Source organism: Embleya sp. NPDC005971 (assembly GCF_040629175.1).
Lineage (GTDB): Bacteria > Actinomycetota > Actinomycetes > Streptomycetales > Streptomycetaceae > Embleya.
Genome location: NZ_JBEXUX010000002.1, coordinates 125,465 through 141,620, shown reverse-complemented (window position 1 = coordinate 141,620; position 16,156 = coordinate 125,465). Strand labels below are relative to the sequence as shown.

General features: G+C 71.0%; 16 protein-coding genes. 4 read left to right on the top strand and 12 right to left on the bottom strand.

Features of this window, described 5'->3' with window-relative positions; all coding sequences use genetic code 11:
* Nucleotides 1–20: 20 nt before the first annotated feature.
* The 6 genes from ABZ374_RS03570 to lanKC form a co-directional block, all read right to left on the bottom strand.
* Nucleotides 21–605 (bottom strand): flavoprotein, encoded by a 585-nt coding sequence (locus tag ABZ374_RS03570; protein WP_360305684.1) that lies wholly within the window; start codon nucleotides 603–605, stop codon nucleotides 21–23.
* Complete coding sequence (locus tag ABZ374_RS03565; RefSeq protein WP_360305682.1) at nucleotides 605–1,369, bottom strand: ABC transporter permease; 765 nt, start codon at nucleotides 1,367–1,369, stop codon at nucleotides 605–607. Before ABZ374_RS03565 ends, ABZ374_RS03570 begins: the two co-directional genes overlap by 1 nt.
* Nucleotides 1,366–2,508: an ATP-binding cassette domain-containing protein gene (locus tag ABZ374_RS03560; protein WP_360305680.1), complete on the bottom strand. Its 1,143-nt coding sequence runs from the start codon at nucleotides 2,506–2,508 to the stop codon at nucleotides 1,366–1,368. Before ABZ374_RS03560 ends, ABZ374_RS03565 begins: the two co-directional genes overlap by 4 nt.
* Before the next feature lie 58 nt (nucleotides 2,509–2,566).
* Entirely contained in the window at nucleotides 2,567–3,232 is a 666-nt protein-coding gene (locus ABZ374_RS03555) for a GNAT family protein (protein ID WP_360305678.1), read from the bottom strand.
* A gap of 112 nt (nucleotides 3,233–3,344) precedes the next feature.
* Nucleotides 3,345–3,431 (bottom strand): class III lanthipeptide, encoded by an 87-nt coding sequence (locus tag ABZ374_RS03550; RefSeq protein ID WP_360305939.1) that lies wholly within the window; start codon nucleotides 3,429–3,431, stop codon nucleotides 3,345–3,347.
* Between the two features lie 6 nt (nucleotides 3,432–3,437).
* Nucleotides 3,438–6,113, bottom strand: a complete 2,676-nt coding sequence (lanKC, locus tag ABZ374_RS03545; protein WP_360305676.1) for a class III lanthionine synthetase LanKC — start codon at nucleotides 6,111–6,113, stop codon at nucleotides 3,438–3,440.
* Between the two features lie 382 nt (nucleotides 6,114–6,495).
* On the opposite strand from lanKC, the gene ABZ374_RS03540 reads away from it, so the two are divergent.
* The 3 genes from ABZ374_RS03540 to ABZ374_RS03530 all read left to right on the top strand — a co-directional run bounded on the left by ABZ374_RS03540 (nucleotide 6,496) and on the right by ABZ374_RS03530 (nucleotide 10,126).
* The gene (locus ABZ374_RS03540; protein WP_360305675.1) at nucleotides 6,496–7,902 is read left to right on the top strand and encodes a family 2B encapsulin nanocompartment shell protein; all 1,407 of its coding nucleotides are present in this window, start codon (nucleotides 6,496–6,498) and stop codon (nucleotides 7,900–7,902) included.
* Between the two features lie 155 nt (nucleotides 7,903–8,057).
* Nucleotides 8,058–9,230, top strand: a complete 1,173-nt coding sequence (locus ABZ374_RS03535; RefSeq protein WP_360305673.1) for a family 2 encapsulin nanocompartment cargo protein terpene cyclase — start codon at nucleotides 8,058–8,060, stop codon at nucleotides 9,228–9,230.
* 14 nt (nucleotides 9,231–9,244) lie between these two features.
* Nucleotides 9,245–10,126, top strand: coding sequence for a geranyl diphosphate 2-C-methyltransferase (locus ABZ374_RS03530; protein ID WP_360305671.1), 882 nt, complete (start codon nucleotides 9,245–9,247; stop codon nucleotides 10,124–10,126).
* A gap of 33 nt (nucleotides 10,127–10,159) precedes the next feature.
* Here ABZ374_RS03530 and ABZ374_RS03525 read toward each other — a convergent pair whose 3' ends face one another.
* Nucleotides 10,160–10,651 carry a hypothetical protein gene (locus tag ABZ374_RS03525; RefSeq protein ID WP_360305669.1) on the bottom strand — a complete coding sequence of 164 codons (492 nt, stop codon included), beginning with the start codon at nucleotides 10,649–10,651 and terminating at the stop codon, nucleotides 10,160–10,162.
* A gap of 1 nt (nucleotide 10,652) precedes the next feature.
* Between ABZ374_RS03525 and ABZ374_RS03520 the strand changes: the two genes are divergently transcribed.
* Nucleotides 10,653–11,237: an ATP-binding cassette domain-containing protein gene (locus ABZ374_RS03520; RefSeq protein ID WP_360305667.1), complete on the top strand. Its 585-nt coding sequence runs from the start codon at nucleotides 10,653–10,655 to the stop codon at nucleotides 11,235–11,237.
* Here ABZ374_RS03520 and ABZ374_RS03515 read toward each other — a convergent pair.
* From ABZ374_RS03515 to ABZ374_RS03495, 5 genes are read right to left on the bottom strand one after another with little or no spacing between them, the layout of a single operon-like run.
* On the bottom strand, nucleotides 11,183–12,157 hold the full coding sequence (locus ABZ374_RS03515) for a Gfo/Idh/MocA family oxidoreductase (protein WP_360305665.1): 975 nt from the start codon (nucleotides 12,155–12,157) through the stop codon (nucleotides 11,183–11,185). The two genes, ABZ374_RS03520 and ABZ374_RS03515, sit on opposite strands and share 55 nt — an antisense overlap.
* Nucleotide 12,158: 1 nt before the next feature.
* Nucleotides 12,159–13,466 (bottom strand): protocatechuate 4,5-dioxygenase subunit alpha, encoded by a 1,308-nt coding sequence (gene ligA, locus ABZ374_RS03510; RefSeq protein WP_360305663.1) that lies wholly within the window; start codon nucleotides 13,464–13,466, stop codon nucleotides 12,159–12,161.
* Between the two features lie 25 nt (nucleotides 13,467–13,491).
* Nucleotides 13,492–14,412 carry an amidohydrolase family protein gene (locus tag ABZ374_RS03505; RefSeq protein ID WP_360305661.1) on the bottom strand — a complete coding sequence of 307 codons (921 nt, stop codon included), beginning with the start codon at nucleotides 14,410–14,412 and terminating at the stop codon, nucleotides 13,492–13,494.
* The gene (gene ligK, locus ABZ374_RS03500; RefSeq protein ID WP_360305659.1) at nucleotides 14,409–15,104 is read right to left on the bottom strand and encodes a 4-carboxy-4-hydroxy-2-oxoadipate aldolase/oxaloacetate decarboxylase; all 696 of its coding nucleotides are present in this window, start codon (nucleotides 15,102–15,104) and stop codon (nucleotides 14,409–14,411) included. Before ligK ends, ABZ374_RS03505 begins: the two co-directional genes overlap by 4 nt.
* Nucleotides 15,105–15,123: 19 nt before the next feature.
* Nucleotides 15,124–16,149 carry an amidohydrolase family protein gene (locus tag ABZ374_RS03495; RefSeq protein WP_360305657.1) on the bottom strand — a complete coding sequence of 342 codons (1,026 nt, stop codon included), beginning with the start codon at nucleotides 16,147–16,149 and terminating at the stop codon, nucleotides 15,124–15,126.
* Nucleotides 16,150–16,156: the final 7 nt, after the last annotated feature.

Genomic DNA, 16,156 nt, shown 5'->3' with positions numbered 1-16,156 from the left:
TGGGTGTGCGGGGGTCGTCGTCACAGGAGCGACGCCGTGAAGCGCAGGATCGTGGGCAGGTCGGCCATCGCGCCCGCGCCCGTCCGCCCGGTGGAGATCGAGTGGCCCTCGGTGGTCGGGACCACGTAGTGGCCTTCCTCGGCCAGGAGTTCGAGGTTGCGTTTGACGGATGGGCGGGTCACCGCCGCTTCCGGCAGCGACGGGGCGACGACCACCGGGCAGGTGCTGCCGTTCACGATGCTCAGGGCCAGGTTGTCGGGGATGCCCAGGGCGCACTTGGCGACGAAGTTGGTGGTGGCGGGGGCGACCAGGATCAGGTCGGCCCAGGCGGCGAGTTCCTGGTGCGGCGTGGTGCCGGTGGTCATCGACCATTCGGGCCCCGCGACGGGTGTACCGGCTCCCGCCGCGAGCGCCTCGCGGGAGACCAGCCGGGCCGCCGAGTGGGTCAGGCACGGTTGGATGGACCACCCGTACCAGGCGCGCAGCAGCCCGGCCCACCCCGGCAGGTCGGCCACCGAGAAGGCGCCGGTGCCGATCAGCAGCAGACGCCCGCGCGGCAGTGGGATGTGGCGCGGTATCCCCGCCGGCGGGTCGACCGGCGACATCACACGATCCCCTTCCGGAACTTGGGCGTCACCCACAGCGCGACGACCACGATCAGCGTCCCGGTGACGCCGAACCCGACCGGCACGGGGGTGTCCCCCAGGTTGCCCGCCATCGCGTGCCGCGCGCCCTCGACCCCGTAGTACAGGGGGTCCGCGCGCGCGATCGCGTGCAGCCAGCCGGGGGCCAGCGAGATCGGCAACAGCAGTCCGCTGACCAGGGCCAACGGCATGGTGAGCACGTTGACCGCACCGGCCAGGGTGCTCTCCTCGCGCAGCACCAGGGCCAACCCGTAGGAGGTGGCCGCGCCGAGCATGCCGACCAGGAGCACCAGGCCCAGGGTGAGTACGGTCCCCGCCGGATCGGCCCGCATCCCCATCGCCGCGCCGACCGCCAGCAGCAGCACGGCCTGGGCGAACAACAGCGTGACATCGCGCAGGATCGCCCCGGTGAGGAGCGCGAATCGACTGACCGGTGTGGCGGCGAGCCGTTCCAGCATTCCGCAGCGCAGATTGGCCAGCAGCCCCAGTCCCATGAACATGCTGCCGAACAGCGCGACCATCATCAGCAGGCCGGGGACGAACAACGACAACTGGTCGTCGTCGGTGCCCAGTCCGGGACCGCGCACCGAGCCGAGCAACGGTCCGAACAGCACCAGCCACATCACCGGTTGGCCCAGGCCGAGCACGATCCAGGCGCGGTTGTTCATCGCCTCGTGCATCCCGAACCAGTACAGCGACGCGGTGTCGCGCAGCAGGGCCCTCACGACGCCTCCCGGGACTCGCCGATCGCCGCGCCGGCACCGGCACCGGCATCAACGGAACCGGTCGAATCGACGGGACCGTTCGAACCGGCCGAGCCGCCGCCGGCATCCCCCGCGTCGTCCGACGCCCGTCCCGTGTGCCGCAGGAACACGTCGTCCAGACTCGGCTTGCCCAGCGCCACGCCCTCGATGCTCACCCCGGCCCGCTCCGCCGCCCGCAACACCTGCGGCAGCGCGTGCTCGCCGTCCTTGACGTATACCCGCAGCGTGCGCCCGTCCGCCTGCACCGACTGGACCAACGGCAGTTCGTTCAGCAGCGAGGTCAACTCGGGTGAATCGCCCTGGAGTTGCAAGCGCAGCACATCGGCCGACAGCGACCGCTTGAGCTCCCCCGGGGTGCCCTCCACCACGAGCCGGCCGCCGTCGATGATCGCGAGCCGGTCGCAGAGGTGGTCCACCTCTTCCAGGTAGTGCGTGGTGAGGAAGACGGTCGAACCCAGTTCGCGCAGCCGCCGGATCTCCTCCCACAGGCCGGCCCGGGCGCGGGGATCCAGTCCCAGGGTGGGCTCGTCCAGGAAGAGCAACTGCGGTGCGTGGGTGAGCCCGACCGCCAGGGACAGGCGCCTGGCCTGGCCGCCGGACAGGGTGGCGACCGGTCGATCGGCGAGGTCGACCAGGTCGAAGCGGTCGAGCATCTCGTCGGCACGCACCCGGGCGGCGGGCTTGGGCAGGCCGAACAGGCGGGCCTGGAGGATCAGGTTGGCGCGTACCCGGGTCATCGGGTTGACCCCGCCGTGCTGGCCGACGTAACCGATCCGGCGCCGGATCAGGTCCGGTTCGCCGATCAGGTCGTGGCCGGCCACGACGGCGCTGCCGCCGTCCGGGGTGAGCAGTGTGGTGAGCATCCGCACCGTGGTGGTCTTGCCCGCGCCGTTGGGGCCCAGGAAGCCGAAGATCTCGCCGGTGTGCACGGTGAGGTCGATGCCGCGCACCGCCTCGACCACGGCCGGTCGACCGTTGCCGCCGCGACCGCGGCGGCCCGCACGCGGGTCGCCGAACGTCTTGCGCAGCCCCGTGGTGCGGATCACGGCGGAGCCGGCCGGGGCGAGGGCCGGCGGTCGCACGCCGGCGTGTCGGGTCACCGGTCGCCTCCTCGGGCGTGGTCGGGGCCGGGCACGCGGCGCGGGTCGCGGGGGCCGGTCACGACGAGGCGGGGTCGCGGCGCGGACGGGTGAGCAGTTCCAGGAGATGGTCCTTGGGCCCCTCTTCCAGATGCGCCCGAAGCGCCTCGATGGCCGCCGCCCGCTCCGCCTGCGGCAGTCGGTCCCGGGCCGGTGCCAGCCGATCCGGGACGTCGCGCCGGTAGTAGTCGTCGCGCAGGATCGACACCAGCACCGCGTCCTGGTAGCCGCCGTCGAGGAAGAAGAAGTCGCGCATCAGGGCCTCGACGGTGAACCCTCGGCGCAGCGCCATGCCCAGGATGCGGTGGTTGTAGAGCCCGATGGTGCCCTGGACCCGATGCGCGTTCAGCACGTGAAAGAGGTGTTCGATGGCCAGGTCGACGACCTCGGCGCCGTAGCCGGCGCCCCAGGTATCGGGATTGCCGACTCCCAGGCCCAGTTCGTAGCTGCCGGGGTAGGTCACCTGCCGATAGTCGAAACAGCCGACGCGTTCGCCGTCGTCGGTGGTGGCCATCAGGTAGGTGTGGCCGCTTTCGCGTGCGTGCTCGCGCAGTTCCTCGCCGGAGACGAAGGCGACCGTCGCGGAGGCGTAGACCCCCGTGAGCGAGGAGGACCACGCGGCGAGCAGGTCGTAGTCCTCGGCCGTCATCCGGGTCAGGGACAGGTTCTTCCCTGGAGTCGTCATGTTGTGCTCCCTGTCGTGGTGCCGGGACCGTGGGTACGCTGGAGGACGAGACGCTGCCCGGCAGCAGATCGCAACTGCTGCCGGACAGCGCTCGTGGCGGCTGCGGCTAACGTCAGCAGTGCCAGCTCGCGAGACTCACCGGAAGCTCGGAACCCTCGGTCGAGGTCTCCAGCTCCTGAAGGTCGAGGATCGTGGCCATGTGTGTTCACCTCCCCCCTACGGCTCGGTCGGTCGGCGACCCGTACCGGGATGCCTCGGCCGACGTGCGGCCGAGATCGGTACGGAGAAAGGGGAGCAACTCGGCGGAGGGATCCAGGGCGGCGGTGAGGCCCAGGAGCACTCCGGCGTTGCCGGTGGCCAGGTCCATGGACAGCCGCAGACTCCCTTCGCCGGGAAAGGCGAGGCGGCCGCGGTAGGACAGTGCGAGGGCGGCGGTGCGGCGCAGGTGGCCGGCGAGCACCGGGTCCGGGTCGAATCCCAGGTCGTGCCGGCGCAGTCGTGCCAGGGTCCCGATCAGTCCCGCGCGGCCGTTGAACAGGTGTGTCTCGACCGCGAGTTCGGGCCGACAGACGCCCGCGATGGCGCGGATGGCGCTGCGCAGCCGGGGTTCTTCGCGATGCGCCAGCACCTCGTCGGCGACGAGCGCGATACCGGCGCTCCCGGTGGCCAGGTAGCTCAGCGTACGGCGGCCCGGGTCGAGCACCTGGAGCGTGCCGTCGGCGACGACCACACAGTCGTCCAGGTCGCGGCCCAGCGCCTCGACGGCCCGGTCCAGGTAGGACTTGTCGCCGGTGCTCTCGAAGCAACGCAGCAGGAACAGCGCGGCGCCGGACCAGCCGTACATCAGGCCCGGTCGAGGCGCGCTGCCCGCTCGCCAACCGCGGGTCACCGCGTCGACGACGCGCTCGGCGATGCGTTCGGCCTGGCGGCGGGACTGCGGGTCCTGGTGCCGGGCGGCGAAGTACAGGGCGTTCAGCCCGATTCCGGACAGGCCGGTGAACAGCGAAATCCCGCGTACGTCGTCGGTGAGCGCGTAGGCCGCGGGCAGCAACTCGCGGGCGCTGTCCGGCCGGCCGAGGCGGTCGAGGGCGTAGGCGGTGCCGTGCAGGCCGGTGTGGAAGCCGGGTTGGCCGGGCAGGCCGGCGTCGACCGCGGCGACCAGCCAGTCCACGTATTCGTCCGGGCACTCGCGTCCGGTCACCGTCAACGCCCACAACACGCCGGCCGCGCCGTGTGCGAAGGAGGCGGGCCCGTCCCGGAATTGGCGCGGGTCTCCCGGGAACAGCCGATCCCGCCGCTCCGGCGTGGCACTGAGTCGGATCGCGTCGGCCAGCGAGGTGCGTATCGCTTCCCAGTCGGCGTCCTCGGCACCGGGATCGACGTCGGCCGGCTCGCCGAGCAGCGCGCGTCGTCGCTCCGCGAGGGCCGGGGCCAGGTCGGGGGCGACCTGCTCGCAACGGCCGTCGACGACGCCCATGTCCCGTCGGATCTGGGCGGCGAAGCTGTCGGGGTCGGGTATCGGGAAGCGCTCCAGCACCGCGGCGATGGTCTGTTCGACCTTGGTCGGACTCAGCGGGAAGGCCCGGTTGTTCGGCAGGAAGGCCCACAGTCGCATCGCGGCGAGCGCGTGCCGGTCCCTGGCCTCGCCCGTCGGGTGCCAGGGGGCGGCGAAGCCCTGGGCGCCCATCGTGGGGCGGTGGCTCTCGTCGGCCCGGGAGGCGGTCTCGAAGTCGAGCAGCGAGACGGCCCCGCCCTCGGCCACCAGGATGTTGCCCGGGTGCAGGTCGCCGATGCCCACCCCGCGGGCGTGGATGCGCTCCACGACGTCGCGGACGCGGTCCAGCAGGCGCAGCGCGGTCCGGGTGTAGTCGGCCACCTCGTCCTCGCCCGGGTCGGGCCGCAACAGCACGTGCCGGCGTCCGGCCCACGCGTACAGTCCCTCCCCCACGCGCTCCTCCAGGGCCAGGAATTCGTGTTCCCAGGCGGTGAAGTAGGCTTCGACACGCGGGACTTCGGGGATGTCGGCGAGGTGGTCGAGGATCTCCCGCTCGCGCCGCAGCCGGGTCCGCGCGTCGTGTCCGGCGCGATCGAGGCCCGCGTGCGGTCGGGCCTCCTTGAGCACCACGCGTCGCCCGTCGGCCACTCGTTCGGCCAGGTAGACCCCGCCGCCGTTGGAGAAGTGCAGGGCTCGCCGGATCCGGTAGGGGAAGTCGGTGCCCGTGGCGGCGTTGCGCGCGTCCAGGTGCGGGCGCAGGAAGTCCGGGATCGACACCCAGCCGGGCACCGCGAACACCGGCCGCCGGCGGTCGGGCACCAGGGTGCCGTCCGGGCGTTCGATCGCGGCCACCAGTTCGTCGTCCTCGTCGAGGACCCACATCTCCCGGAACGCGCCGTAGCGCACGTGCAACGGCCCGTCCCCCCAGCGCAGATCGCTGAGCACATAGGGCCCGGGGTGGCCGGCCAGCAGCTCGGACAACTCTTCGAGGGCCGTCCGGCATCGGGTTTCGTCGCTCGGGTAGAGGACCACGACCTTGCCGGCGGACGACCTGGGCGCGTACTTGGAACCCAGCAGCAATTGCAGGTGGCGATCCCGCAGGTGCTTGAACGGGAGCCCGTGCGCGACGCAGTATTCCCAGACGACGTCCAGGGTTCGCGGTGCGCCGTCGAGTGTGGCCGAGACGTGGATCTTCCAGCCCTGGCGCGGCGGTTGCACGTCCTCGGGCCGCAGCACCGTCCATACGCCTTCCGCGTCGCGTCGCCAGCCGGCGGGCAACTGCCGGGTGGTGGCGGCGAATTCGTCCTGGCTCTCGATCGCGCATCGGCTCGGGGTGTCGTAGAAGATCAGGTCCGACCAGCCGAACAGGTGATGGTTGCCCTCCATCGCGTCCCACCCTCCGCTCGGGTTCCGCTGCCGGGGAACAGCCTCACGGGCACTGCTTTATGGGCGGTATAGCGAAGGTATAGATGCTGCTCGCCGGGCCTCGCGGTGCCTCGCGGAGTCGGATCCGCAGCGGCCGAGCCGCCCCACCCGGCCGCGATCCGGTGGGACGTCGGCCGATGCACACCGGAGCGCTCTTCAAACACCCGGCGCGAGAAATCACCGCATCGAGGTAATACGAACGGTTCAAGGGTCCGTTCGGGTGTGCCGATCGCTAGCGTGCTCCTGTCCCCGGGCGCAGGGCCCGAATGTCCTTCTATTTTTCCTTTGTCACCGGTGATGTTGACATGTGCCGATTGTTGCCCGAATGAAGGAGAATCCGTCGATGACCGTGGACACCAGCCCGCAGTCGGAGCCGAGCGGGCAGCCCGGCAGCCTGGGGACCGCGGCGGCCCGCAACCTGGCCACCACGACCAAGTCCGTGCCCCAGATGCGGGAGATCACCTCTCGTTGGCTGTTGAGGGTGCTCCCCTGGGTGGAGGTCGCGGGCGGGACGTACCGGGTCAACCGACGGCTGACCCACACCGTCGGCGACGGGCGCGTCGGGTTCGTGCAGGACGGCTCGCGGGTGCGGGTGATCCCCGCCGGACTCGGCGAACTCGCCCTGCTGCGAGGCTTCGACGACGCGCAGGTGCTCACCGCGCTGGCCGGCCGGTGCGTGCAACGCGACTTTCGTGCGGGTGAGGTGCTGGTCGAGCGCGGTGCGCCGGCCACGGGGGTACAGCTGATCGCCCACGGCCGGATCGGCCGGACGTCGGCCGGCGAGTACGGTGACGAAGTCGCGGTCGGGGTACTCGCCGACGGCGAGCACTTCGGCGCGAACGCACTGCTGGACGGCGACGCCACCTGGGAGTCCACCGCCACCGCCGAGACCGCCGGCACCCTCCTGACGTTGTCCCGGGCCGACTTCGACACCGTGCTGGCCGGCGCGCCGCACCTGCGCGCCCACCTCGATCGCTTCGCCGCGCTGTCGCGCCGGCCGCGGAACCGGCACGGCGAGGCCGAGATCGCGATGTCGGCCGGCCACACCGGCGAGCCCGCGCTGCCCGGCTCCTTCGTCGACTACGCACTCGACCCGCGCGAGTACGAACTCTCGATCGCGCAGACCGTGTTGCGGATCCATTCGCGGGTCGCCGACCTCTACAACGAGCCGATGGATCAGACCGAGCAGCAGCTCCGGCTCACCATCCAGGCGTTGCGCGAGCGCCAGGAGTACGAACTGGTCAACAACCGCGACTTCGGCCTGTTGCACAACGTCGACTTCACGCAGCGCGTGCAGTCCCATTCCGGGGCCCCGACCCCGGACGACCTCGACGAGTTGCTCAGTCGTCGTCGCGGCTCCAGGTTCTTCCTCGCCCATCCCAAGGCGATCGCGGCGATGGGGCGCGAGTTCAACGCCCGCGGGCTCTACCCGGACCATGTCGACCTCGGTGGACAACTGGTCCCGGCCTGGCGCGGGGTCCCCATCCTGCCCTGCGGCAAGATCCCGATCACCAAGGAGAGCACCAGCTCCATCCTGGTGATGCGCACCGGCGAGGACGATCAGGGCGTGGTCGGCCTGCGCCGGACGGGGTTGGCCGACGAGTACGAGCCGGGCCTGTCGGTGCGCTTCACCGGGATCGACGAGAAGGCGATCATCTCCTACCTGGTCACCACCTACTTCTCCGCCGCCGTCCTGGTGCCCGACGCGCTCGGCGTGCTGGAGAACGTCCGGATCGCCCGCAGGGCCTAGGTCGTGTCCTCGATCGCCCGTCGGGCGATCGAGGACACGCTCCGCCGGCTCGCGCGGAGCACGACACCACGCACCGTCCCGGGTCGGCCGGTCCACCGAGCACGCCCGGATTCGGGGACAGCCCATCCACTCACCAAGGAGCCAAGGAGTTGCGGATGCCCCAGCCCGGGCCTTCTTCCTCGCCGTCGAGCCTGCCCGCACCCACGTCCCCGGTCCCGGCCGGATCCCCGCGTCCCGCGCCGGCGCGCATCCTGCGCGGCCCCAGTGGCCTGGGCACGGCAGGGCTGTTCCCGTACCGGCGGGAAGAGCCGCCCGCACCCGCCGAACCGCCGGCCGAACCACCGACCGAGGGCATCGCGATCCCGGGCCTCTACCACCACCCGGTGCCGGAGCCCGACCCGGTACGGGCGGAGGAGGTCGGCCGCCGGATCAAGTCCTGGGCCGTGGACGAGGTGGAGCTCTTCCCGCCCGACTGGGAGGACCAGTTCGACGGCTTCTCCGTGGGCCGCTACATGGTCGCCTGCCATCCGGACGCGCCCACCGTCGACCACCTGATGATCGCGGCGCGACTGATGGCGGCGGAGAACGCCGTCGACGACTGCTACTGCGAGGACCACGGCGGCTCGCCCGTCGGCCTGGGCGGGCGCCTGTTGTTGGCGCATACCGCCCTGGATCCCGTGTGGACGACGACGGAGTACGAGCCCCAGTGGGCCCGGTCGTTGCACTCGGACGCCCCGCGGCGCGCCTACCGCTCGGCGATGGAGTACTTCGTCGGGCAGGCCACCCCGTCCCAGGCCGATCGTTTCCGGCACGACATGGCGCGGCTGCACCTGGGGTACCTCGCGGAGGCGTCCTGGTCCGAGACGGACCACGTACCGGAGGTGTGGGAATACCTGGCGATGCGGCAGTTCAACAACTTCCGCCCCTGCCCGACCATCACCGACACCGTCGGCGGCTACGAACTGGCCGCGGACCTGCATGCCCACCCCGGCATGCAACGGGTCATCGCGCTCGCCGGGAACGCGACCACGATCGTCAATGACCTGTACTCGTACACCAAGGAACTGGCCTCCCCCGGACGCCACTTGAACCTGCCCGTGGTGATCGCCGACCGCGAGGGCTGCTCGGAGCGCGACGCCTATCTGAAGGCGATCGAGGTCCACAACGAGCTCATGCACGCCTTCGAGGCCGCCGCCGCCGAGTTGGCCGCCGAGTTGCCGATCGCCGCCCTGCCGCGCTTCCTGCGGGGCGTGGCCGCGTGGGTCGACGGCAACCACTACTGGCACCGGACCAACACCTACCGCTACAGCCTTCCCGACTTCTGGTAAGAACGGACTCATCTGTGACCAACACCCAGCACATCGTCGCCCCTGTCTCCGCGTTCGTGCCCGCCCCGGCCACGCCCTACCAGGGCGACATCGCCCGCTACTGGGACCACGAGGCACGGCCGGTGAACCTGCGGCTCGGCGACGTGGACGGTCTCTACCACCACCACTACGGGATCGGCCCCGTCGACCACGCCGCCCTCGGGAACACCGGTGACAGCGGCTACGAGCAGCGGCTGATCGCCGAGCTGCACCGCCTGGAATCGGCCCAGACCGACACCCTCCTGGACCACCTGGGCACCATCGGCCGCGAGGACACGCTCGTGGACGCCGGTTGCGGCCGCGGCGGCTCGATGGTGATGGCCCACCAGCGCTTCGGCTGCGACGTCGAGGGCGTCACGCTGTCGGCCAAGCAGGCCGAGTTCGCGAACCGGCGGGCCGGTGAACTCGGCATCGCGGACTCCGTGCACGCCCGCGTCTGCAACATGCTCGACATGCCCTTCGAGACGGGGCGGGTGGCGGCCTCGTGGAACAACGAGTCGAGCATGTACGTCGACCTGGACGACCTCTTCGCCGAGCACTCCCGCATCCTCGCCGTCGGCGGCCGCTACGTGACCATCACCGGCTGCTGGAACCCCCGCTACGGCCAGCCCTCGAAGTGGGTCTCCCGGATCAACGCGCACTTCGAGTGCAACATCCACTCGCGCCGCGAGTACATGCGCACCATGGCCGACAACCGCCTCGTCCCCCAGGCCGTCATCGACCTGACCCCGGCAACGCTGCCCTACTGGGAGGCGCGAGCCACCTCCTCCCTGGTCACCGGCATCGAGGAGGCGTTCATCAACTCCTACCGGGACGGCTCCTTCCAATACCTCCTGATCGCCGCCGACCGCATCTGAACCCGACAAGGACCCGATAGGGCCCGGGCGCCCTCAGGGCGGATCGATCAGCCACAGCCAGAGGGAGGGGTCGGCGTGTAGCGCCGACAGACCGAGTCGTTCCTGGGGGATGCGCCGACGGGTGGCGAAGAGGTCGGCGATGGCGGGGCGCAGGTCCGGCGGGAACCACGGAAGCAGCGTGCCGTGGGAACTGCCGGGCCGGTTGCTGCGGTCGGGGCCGCGCCAGGAGGGTGGGCCCTCGACGAGGAAGCGGTAGAAGGGCACGGCGGGTCGTGGCAGGCCGAGTCCGAACTCCTCGGCCTGTTGCGTCGCGGCTGCCGCGATCCGCACCCCGGCCACGTCCAGGTCGCCGAAGTAGAAGACCTGCGCCGGGACGGGGTCCAGCAGCGGCGTGCTGTGCACGCTCCGGGCGAAAGCGTTGCCGCCGCCCCAGGCGATGTGCAGGTCCGGTCGGCGGTCCCGCGGCAGGAGCCGAAGGTGGTCGGCCTGGCGCACATGGGCGTGATGGGGTACGACGCTGGTCAAGATGTTGTGCGGTTTGTACACCCCCGACGGCGGCCGATTGCTCGTCGACGGCACGCCGTTGACCGACCTGGACATCGACCGGTGGCGCGAACGTGTCTCCGGGACCTTCCAGGACTACGCCAGGCTGGAGACCAGCGGACAGCACAGCGTCGGAGCCGGCGACCCCGCCCGGATGGACGAGGCGGCGCCGGTTGCCCGCGCGTTGGAGGCCGCGGACGCGGCGCGCCTTCCGGACCGCCGGCCCGACGGTCTCGCGTCGCACCTGGGTCGGACCTACCGGGACGGCGTCGAACTGTCCGGCGGCCAGTGGCAACGCGTGGCCACCGCACGCGCGATGATGAAACGCACCCCGCTGCTGTTGTTGCCGGACGAGCCGACGGCGGCCCTGGACCCGGTCGCCGAGCACGCCCTCTACGAGCGATACACCGGCGCGGCCCGTGAGGTCCGACACGGCGGGGGTGCCGATCGCCGAGACCTCGATCGGGCCGATCCGGCGCGGCGCGTGGCCCGGGCTCGACGGGCGGGGCGCGGTCACGAGTTCGCGGCAGCGGCGAGCTGCTTCTCGAGGGCGGCCAGTGTCCGGTAGCAGGGCATCACCTGGGCGATCGAGGAGTTCGGCTCGCGCCCCTCGCGGATGGCGGCGACGAATTCGCGGTCCTGGAGTTCGATGCCGTCCATCGAGACGTCGACCCCGCTCACGTCGATCGGTTCGTCCTTGCCGGTGACCAGGTCGTCGTAGCGCGCCAGGTAGGTGCCGGTGTCGCCGATGTAGCGGAAGAACGTGCCCAGCGGTCCGTCGTTGTTGAACGACAGCGACAGGGTGCAGATCGCGCCGTTCTCCGCGCGCAGTTGGATCGACATGTCCATGGCGATGCCGAGTTCGGGGTGGATGGGGCCCTGGATCGCGTTGGCCTGCACGATCGGCGACCCGGTCTGGTACGCGAACAGGTCGACGGTGTGCGCGGCGTGGTGCCACAGCAGGTGGTCGGTCCAGGACCTCGGCTCACCGAGGGCGTTGAGGTTCTTGCGGCGGAAGAAGTACGTCTGCACGTCCATCTGCTGGATGCGGTAGTCCCCCGCCGTGACCTGTCGGCGCACCCACTGGTGGCTGGGGTTGAAGCGGCGGGTGTGGCCCACCATCGCGACCAGTCCGGTGCGCTGTTGCGCGGCCAGGCACGCCTCGGCGTCGGCGAGCGAGTCGGCGAGCGGGATCTCCACCTGGACGTGCTTGCCCGCCTCCAGGCAGGCGATCGTCTGGGCGGCGTGCATGGGTGTGGGTGTGGCGAGGACGACGGCGTCGACGTCGTCCATCGCCAGTGCCTCCTCCAGGGAGGCCACGCCGCGGCCCACGCCCTGTTCGGCGGCGAACTTCCGGGCGCTTTCCAGGGTGCCGCTCACGATCGCGGTCACCTCGACGCCCTCGATCCGCGCCAGCGCGGCGGCGTGCTTGGCGCCGAAGGCGCCGCCCCCGGCGAGGGCGATCCGGACGGTCTGTTCGGCGCTCATGTCACTCCTTCGCGGCGGGCGCCTGGGCCCGCGGGTGGTTTTCCAGGATCAGGTGGCCGACGGCGGTGTTGGAGGCCGGCACATGGTAGAAGCGGTGCTTGACCTCGACCTCGCCCGAGCCGTCGATGTCGCTCATCGCCCCGCGGGCGATCAGCCACATGACCAGCTCGATGCCCTCCGAGCCCGCCTCTTCGACGTACTCCAGGTGCGGCACCCGCGACTGACCGGCCGGGTCCCGGATCAGCCTGTCGAGGAAGGCGTTGTCCCACTCGCGGTTGATCAGGCCGGCGCGCGGGCCCTGGAGCTGGTGGCTCATCCCGCCGGTACCCCACACCTGGACCTTCAACGGCTTGTCGTAGGACTCGATCGCCTTGCGCAGCGACCGGCCCAGTTCGTAGCACCTGGCGCCCGAGGGCACCGGGTACTGCACCACGTTGACGTGGAACGGGATCACCTTGCACGGCCACGCGTCGACGTCCCCGAACATCAGGGACAGCGGGACGGTCAGGCCGTGGTCGACGGCCATCTCGTTGACGAGGGTGAGGTCGAAGTCGTCGCGGATCAGCGAGTGCGCGATGTGTGCGGCGAGTTCGGGGTGTCCCTCGATGCCCGGAACCGGCCGCGGCCCGTAGCCCTCGTCGGCGGTGGGGTAGGCCGCGCCGGTACCGAGCGCGAAGGTCGGTACCAGCGACACGTCGAACGCGGTGGCGTGGTCGTTGTAGACCAGGAAGACCACGTCGGGGATGTTCTCCCGCTCCCACTGCTTGGCGTACTCGTAGCCCTCGAAGAGCGGCTGCCAATAGGGCTCGTCGGTCTTGCCGTGGTCGATCGCCGCGCCGATCGCCGGCACGTGCGAGGTGAAGACGCCGGCGGTGATCGTGGCGTGTTCGGTCGGCGGTGTCGGGTCGGCGTACGCCGCGTCCAGGACGGCGTGGTCGATCCGGTTGCCCTCGATGGAGCGACCGCCGCCGACCATCATCTCGCGATAGTCGTGCTCGGTCATGCCGGTCATCGAGCCCGCCATCTGCTGGAACGACAGGCCCAGGGCCGCGCCCCATTTGGCGAGGAAGTAGATGTTGCCGCCCTCGGCCATCGCGGCGTTGAGGTCGCGGTCGAGCAGGGCCTGCTTCTGCGCCTCGCGCAGCGGCCACTCGTCCAGGTAGGCGCGCTCGTCGGCGAGGTAGCGGGCACGATTGGCCGCCGTCATCAGCGACATGCAGAACTGGTTGAGGTGGTAGCCCTTGGCGGACTGCTCGGCGTCGAAGACGGTCGTTCCCGGAACCAGTTTGTAGGTCTTGTCCAGCGCCATGGTGGGATTCCGATCGTACGGTGGGTCAGGTGGCGTCCGGCCAGTACAGCCGCATCGGGTTGTCGACCAGGAGCTTGCGGCGCAGTTCCGGCGTCGGCGCGATGTGCGGGATGAAATCGACGAGCAGGCCGTCGTCGGGCATGTGCGCGGTGAGGTTGGGGTGTGGCCAGTCGGTGCCCCACAACACCCGGTCGGGGAACTCCTCGACCACCCGTCGGGCGAACGGGACGACGTCGCGATACGCGTGTTGTTCGCCGTCCAGGGCCGCGGGGCCGCTCGCCGAGAGCCGTTCCGGGCAGGTCACCTTGCACCAGATGTCGGGTCTGGCCCGGACGAAGTCGACGAACGCCTCGAACTCCGGGCCGTGCGGGTCCCGGGTGACGTCGGGTCGGCCCATGTGGTCGATCACCAGCGGCACCGGGATGTCCAGGAAGAAGTCGCGCAGGTCGGCGAGGTCGGCGGCCTCGAAGTAGATCACGACGTGCCAGCCGTACGGCTTGATCCGCTCGACCACGTCCCACAGGTCCTGCCGCGGTGCCGCGTCGACGAGGCGCTTGACGAAGTTGAACCGCACGCCGCGCACGCCGGCCTCGTGCAGTTCGCGCAGTTCCCCGTCCGAGATCCCCGGCCGCACCGTCGCGACGCCCCGGGCCAGGCCCCCCGAGGCGCGCAGCGCGTCGACCATGGCGGCGTTGTCCGCGCCGTGACAGGTCGCCTGGACCACGACGTTGCGGGCGAAGCCCAAGTGGTCGCGGAGCGCGAAGAGTTGCTTCTTGGACGCGTCGCAGGGGGTGTATTTGCGTTCGGGGGCGAACGGGAACTCCGCTCCCGGGCCGAAGACGTGGCAGTGCGCGTCGACGGCGCCCCCGGGCAGCCGGAAGCGCGGCCGGCTCGGCTGGGCGTACCAGTCCAACCAGCCGGGGGTCTTCGCGAAGTTCTCGGTCATCCCCGGTCCTCGTAGCGCAGTCCGAGCGCGGCCAGCGGGCCGCGCATGTCGTACATGTCCAGGCCGAGTTCGCCCGCGCGGAATCGCGCGCGCTTGCCCTCCTCGTTCTCCTCGCGCCGCGCGGACGCCTCGGCGACCTCGGCGGCCCGTTCGCGCGGCACCACGACGACGCCGTCGCGGTCCGCCACGACCACGTCGCCGGGGCGGACCAGGGCGTTGGCGCAGACCACCGGCACGTTGACCGAGCCGAGCGTGGCCTTGACGGTGCCCTTGGCGTTGACCGCCCGCGCGAAGACCGGGAAGTCCATCTCCTCCAGCTCGGCCACGTCGCGCACGCCGCCGTCGATGACCAGGCCCCGGGCGCCCCGGGCGCGGAACGAGGTGGCGAGCAGTTCACCGAAGAAGCCGTCCTCGCTCTCGGTGGTGCAGGCCGCGACCACGACGTCGCCTTCGCGGATCTGCTCGGCGGCGACGTGCAACATCCAGTTGTCGCCGGGCTGCAGCAGCACGGTCACCGCCGTACCGCACAACCGGGCCTTCGAGTAGACCCCGCGCAGGTAGGGGCGCATCAGCCCGACCCGGCCCATCGCCTCGTGGATCGTGGCCACGCCGAACGCCGACAGCGCGGCGACCGCTTCGGGGTCGGCCCGGGTGATCGAGGTGTGCACGACGCCGATCTCGGTGTGCTCCATGGGGTGTGCTCCTGGGGTCTCAGTGACCGGCCGCGGCCAGGCGGGCGGCGAGTCGGGGGTAGACGCGGAGGGCGTTGCCGGCGTAAACGTCGGCCCGCTCCGGGTCGGAGAGGTTCGCGGTGGCGTCGACGTATCGCCTGGTGTCGTCGAAGTGGTGACCGGTGCGCGGGTCGACGTCGCGGACCGCGCCGATCATCTCGCTGGCGAAGAGCACGGACCGGCTGGGGATCACCCGGGTGAGCAGGTCGATGCCGGGCTGGTGGTAGACGCAGGTGTCGAAGAAGACGTTGTCCAACAACGTCTCGGGGTCCGGCTTGCCCAGCGCCATCGCCAGGCCGCGGAACCGGCCCCAGTGGTAGGGCACCGCGCCGCCGCCGTGCGGGATCACGAACCGCAACGTCGGGAAGTCGGCGAACAGGTCGCCCTGGATCAATTGCATGAACGCCGTGGTGTCGGCGTTGAGGTAGTGCGCGCCGGTGGTGTGGAAGGCCGGGTTGCACGAGGTGCTGACGTGGATCATCGCGGGGATGTCGTATTCGACCATCGCCTCGTAGATCGGGTACCAGCTACGGTCGGTCAGTGGTGGGGCGCTCCAGTGGCCGCCCGACGGGTCGGGGTTGAGGTTGATCGTCACCGCGCCCAGCTCCTCCACCGCGCGGCGCAGCTCGGGCAGGCAGGTCGCCGGGTCGACGCCCGGCGACTGCGGCAACATCGCGCCCGTCGCGAACCGGTCGGGGTAGAGCGTGCTCACCCGGTGGACCAGGTCGTTGCAGATCCGCGCCCAGATCGAGGAGACCTCGAAGTCGCCGATGTGGTGCGCCATGAAGCTGGCCCGCGGCGAGAAGACGGTCAGGTCGCTGCCGCGCTCGTCCATCAGGCGGAGCTGGTTGCCCTCGATCGCCCGACGCAGGTCGTCGTCGGTGATGACCAGGTCGTCGGGGTCGGGCGCGTCGCGGGGGTCCGCGACCGCCGCCGCCTGCCGATCCCGCCACTGTGCGAGTTGCGCCGGCGCGGTGGTGAAGTGACCGTGGCAGTCGATGATCATGCGTTCT

What these genes read in the sequence shown, in the direction of transcription:
- ABZ374_RS03535 (WP_360305673.1), top strand. Translation starts at nt 8,058, where the DNA reads ATGCCCCAGCCCGGGCCTTCTTCCTCGCCGTCGAGCCTGCCCGCACCC.
- ligK (WP_360305659.1), bottom strand. Translation starts at nt 15,104, where the DNA reads ATGGAGCACACCGAGATCGGCGTCGTGCACACCTCGATCACCCGGGCC.
- ABZ374_RS03550 (WP_360305939.1), bottom strand. Translation starts at nt 3,431, where the DNA reads ATGGCCACGATCCTCGACCTTCAGGAGCTGGAGACCTCGACCGAGGGT.
- ABZ374_RS03495 (WP_360305657.1), bottom strand. Translation starts at nt 16,149, where the DNA reads ATGATCATCGACTGCCACGGTCACTTCACCACCGCGCCGGCGCAACTC.
- ABZ374_RS03515 (WP_360305665.1), bottom strand. Translation starts at nt 12,157, where the DNA reads ATGAGCGCCGAACAGACCGTCCGGATCGCCCTCGCCGGGGGCGGCGCC.
- ABZ374_RS03570 (WP_360305684.1), bottom strand. Translation starts at nt 605, where the DNA reads ATGTCGCCGGTCGACCCGCCGGCGGGGATACCGCGCCACATCCCACTG.
- ABZ374_RS03540 (WP_360305675.1), top strand. Translation starts at nt 6,496, where the DNA reads ATGACCGTGGACACCAGCCCGCAGTCGGAGCCGAGCGGGCAGCCCGGC.
- ABZ374_RS03520 (WP_360305667.1), top strand. Translation starts at nt 10,653, where the DNA reads ATGTTGTGCGGTTTGTACACCCCCGACGGCGGCCGATTGCTCGTCGAC.
- ABZ374_RS03505 (WP_360305661.1), bottom strand. Translation starts at nt 14,412, where the DNA reads ATGACCGAGAACTTCGCGAAGACCCCCGGCTGGTTGGACTGGTACGCC.
- ligA (WP_360305663.1), bottom strand. Translation starts at nt 13,466, where the DNA reads ATGGCGCTGGACAAGACCTACAAACTGGTTCCGGGAACGACCGTCTTC.
- lanKC (WP_360305676.1), bottom strand. Translation starts at nt 6,113, where the DNA reads ATGGAGGGCAACCATCACCTGTTCGGCTGGTCGGACCTGATCTTCTAC.
- ABZ374_RS03555 (WP_360305678.1), bottom strand. Translation starts at nt 3,232, where the DNA reads ATGACGACTCCAGGGAAGAACCTGTCCCTGACCCGGATGACGGCCGAG.